This is a genomic window from Desulfobacter curvatus DSM 3379 (assembly GCF_000373985.1).
GTDB classification, from domain to species: domain Bacteria; phylum Desulfobacterota; class Desulfobacteria; order Desulfobacterales; family Desulfobacteraceae; genus Desulfobacter; species Desulfobacter curvatus.
The window spans coordinates 1-3106 of record NZ_KB892974.1 but is presented as its reverse complement, the minus strand read 5'-3'; the positions used below and the strand labels follow the sequence as shown (position 1 = coordinate 3106).

At 40.6% G+C, this 3106-nt stretch carries 5 protein-coding genes; 1 reads left to right on the top strand and 4 read right to left on the bottom strand.

The window, feature by feature from the left end:
* On the top strand, positions 1 to 254 hold a 254-nt coding region (locus tag B147_RS32375), incomplete at its 5' end, for a hypothetical protein (RefSeq protein WP_033397040.1).
* A gap of 54 nt (positions 255 to 308) precedes the next feature.
* Here B147_RS32375 and B147_RS0106855 read toward each other — a convergent pair.
* From B147_RS0106855 to B147_RS0106840, 4 genes are all read right to left on the bottom strand, one after another.
* Positions 309 to 524 (bottom strand): hypothetical protein, encoded by a 216-nt coding sequence (locus B147_RS0106855; protein WP_020586484.1) that lies wholly within the window; start codon positions 522 to 524, stop codon positions 309 to 311.
* An 81-nt stretch (positions 525 to 605) separates the two neighbouring features.
* On the bottom strand, positions 606 to 1283 hold the full coding sequence (locus B147_RS32780; protein WP_245568953.1) for a YiiX family permuted papain-like enzyme: 678 nt from the start codon (positions 1281 to 1283) through the stop codon (positions 606 to 608).
* 454 nt (positions 1284 to 1737) lie between these two features.
* Positions 1738 to 2178 (bottom strand): toxin-antitoxin system YwqK family antitoxin, encoded by a 441-nt coding sequence (locus B147_RS0106845; RefSeq protein WP_020586482.1) that lies wholly within the window; start codon positions 2176 to 2178, stop codon positions 1738 to 1740.
* Positions 2179 to 2277: 99 nt separating this feature from the next.
* Positions 2278 to 2949, bottom strand: a complete 672-nt coding sequence (locus B147_RS0106840) for a methyltransferase family protein (RefSeq protein ID WP_020586481.1) — start codon at positions 2947 to 2949, stop codon at positions 2278 to 2280.
* Between the last annotated feature and the right edge of the window lie 157 nt (positions 2950 to 3106).

Sequence of the window (3106 nt, the reverse complement as noted above, 5' to 3'; positions counted from 1 at the left end):
ACAGCCGTTGGATTATAGTTTATTGTTTTTTTAATTATAGGCGGTTCGATCCTGCGAGCGGGATTATTGATAAAACGTTGTTGAACAATGCCGCGATTCACGGCGGCGGAGCCGCCGTGAACGGGGAGCTCAGCCGCCCGGAGAATATAACCGAGGACTTCCCCCAAAATAAATTCTTTTCAAAAACCAAGGTCTTTCAAAAAGCCGCTAGCTCTCCGGGTCGGCCTGCAGCGTTTTTTTCGGTAATTCGTTAAAATTTAAATGAGTTATTAAAACGCAATAAACCAAGCCACTATATGACCAAAAACTCATAAAAAAGCAGCAAGACTTAATGAAATAGGATTTTTGTCAAACTCTTTGATAATGAAATAACAAAATCCCAAAACTGCACCATCCACAAGGTAAATCAACTTTGTAGCTGCTTGTGAATGCTGGAGTGTTTGTTCAAGTCTTTTCTGCAAATATTCAACTTTTAATTTTAATATTTCATTATTTGTTTCGGATGATCCATTTGTCGAATTCATTTCATAGTCCTATGTAAACCGAACGGGTTTTCACAGGCGCCGGCTGTTTAGCGCCCTGTGCAAAAAAGGGTTCGTTTCCCTTTATTCTTCTAAAACGGTTTTTAGCAATTTAGATGAAAACATATCACCTGGTGAAATGACTGTTTCATCTAAAGGGATCTGATCACCATACCGTTCTTTCATTTTGTTTTTTACAACGTCATTTGACAAATCAAAGTCGTGCAGCTTTTTAACCTTACCAACTTGAATACCAATTCCACGATCGTAAATTTTCCAAACCAGCTCCGAGCAATAGATGCGGTCATCCGACCATTCAAAAGTTAGATCATATGGTTTTTCCCGCAATTTTTCAGCAACAGTTCTAAGCTTCTCAACTGCTTGAGCCGTCATCACTTTATCAGAGTTTCGCAATCGTTTTATTACATAATGCTTTCTGATTCCTCTATCGATCCACTGTTTCAATGGCGTATATTGTACAGTTCGGGCCGCCTCATATACATAAGGCTTCTCTTCCTTTATAAAAATTATACCCATATGGCTATATTTTGAGTGGGTTGCAATCTGAATTGCTGCACTTTGGCTGGATCGAGAAGTTTGAAAAATGATATCTCCATTCTGTAATTGTCCAGATGTTGGTTTATGACAGCCGAATATCAAAAATAGAACTAAAAATATGTATAAATAATGTCTTTTCATAAGCACCTTGACTATCTGTTGAGCGATTCTGTCCGACACTGTCGGTATTCCCAGCGGTCTCATTCGACCGTCTCCCTTGGGTATTTCCCCCTCAGTACCGGAGGGGGGGGAATAACTGCCCGAGGACATCCGATTCCAGAGTTTGTATAAATTGTCCTTTTTAATGGAATTCCATAAGGTTCCAGGGTTCTTCCGGCCGTCAAATTTAATCATTGGCTATCCATACCAAAAAAATTAGATTGATGCACACATTTCTCGTGATTCAACACCTGTCGGAAGTCTGCTCAGAACAATGGATTGAAAATAGCGTATCTCCGCCATGGACCCAAGGCTCGACGGGTGGGTGGCTAACTCTTATTGAAACCCATTATTGGATCTCACCCGACAGGGACTTTACTTTCACACTGCAAGATGCGCCGCGCTTTGCTCGGCGCGATAACGTAGAGCTAACTGGCGCGCGTAGTTTGCACGGCCAAGCGACGCAGGAGCGATGTTGAACGACTGGTTATAACTCTTTTCAATCTTTTATTCTTTGAGGTTTCTGTTGAACAACATCTACGTATTTGGGCCAATTTCCTTTTTGGATTTCAATTAAACCTTCCCCTTTAAGAAGGAATAATTTTTCAAGTTTTCCTTTGTTCCAAACTCTTATCATGGTTACATGACCATCTTTGTCGTACTCTTTCCAGCGACCATTCCAATAACCTTCTTGAAATTGCCCTTCACTTCTTATTTTGTCTGAAAACAAATGCCATAATTTTGCGGGACCATTATAGAACCCATTTGAATCTACAGAGCATTCCGATATTTTTTTTCCAAATATTTTTTTTACTTCAACTGTAACATGGTCACTCTTTACTATTTCATAGCTTTCAGCTTTTAGTATCACAATCAAACATAGTGCTATTATACCAATAGCTCCAAGTATTAATTTCAATAATAATTTAAAGAACTGCATTGTCTTTCGTTATAACGCCAAGGCTCACAGGTACCGATCTCGAAGCGCAGCGTAGAGGTCGGTACCATTGTGCAGCCGTTAGCCCCATATCTTCTGATTTCACCATATTGCCGGAATCAACCGTTTTCGTTTCTGGGCAAACTCTGTATAGCCTTCAATTTTAAAAAGTGTTTTCTCTTCTATTGCGATCCTCAAGATGATTGCTGGCACTAAAATCAATAAAAATACAGAGATTGTCGCCCAATTAAAAAAGTATGCGGATATTCCAATATTTGCGACAACCATTCCTAAATATGCGGGATGTCGTATGAATTTATACGGTCCAGAAATCACAATTTGATGTTGAGATAGAGTGCGGACTCTATGCGAATAAAACTGTCCCAGTGTTTGGATGGCCCATAATCTATAACAGACACCAACACAAAAAAGACTTATACCAGCGAAATGAAAGGCATTCATCTTATGCTGCCAAGCGGATGGAAAATAAAGGGCTGAAAGAATCGTTAAAGCTTGCCCCGTTCCGTACAATTGACAAGTCATCACGTCAGATGTTTTTTTACCTTCCGTATTAACATCCTTTTTGGTAATCCGAAGCTCAATTATCATCCACAAAAGGTACAAAATCACAAATGTGATATCCAAATAAATCGGATATTCATTTGAAATTTTGAACAGACGACAGAGCCTGATGCTGGCAAATACAACTATCCCCGCAAATAAGATCACCCACATTATCAGTGGGGCAATATCCTTTTTTCCCGATAACGCCAATGCCAGATTCCTTTTGAATCATGTTCGGTTCGATATTCAGAGCTCTCGCGGTAGGAACGCCAGTCACCCAGCGCCCCCCGCACAGTCCCGGACGTGCGGTTTTCCCGCATCCGGTTCTTCGGTTAGACTCGCTTCCGCGCGGACCTTCACAGTTACC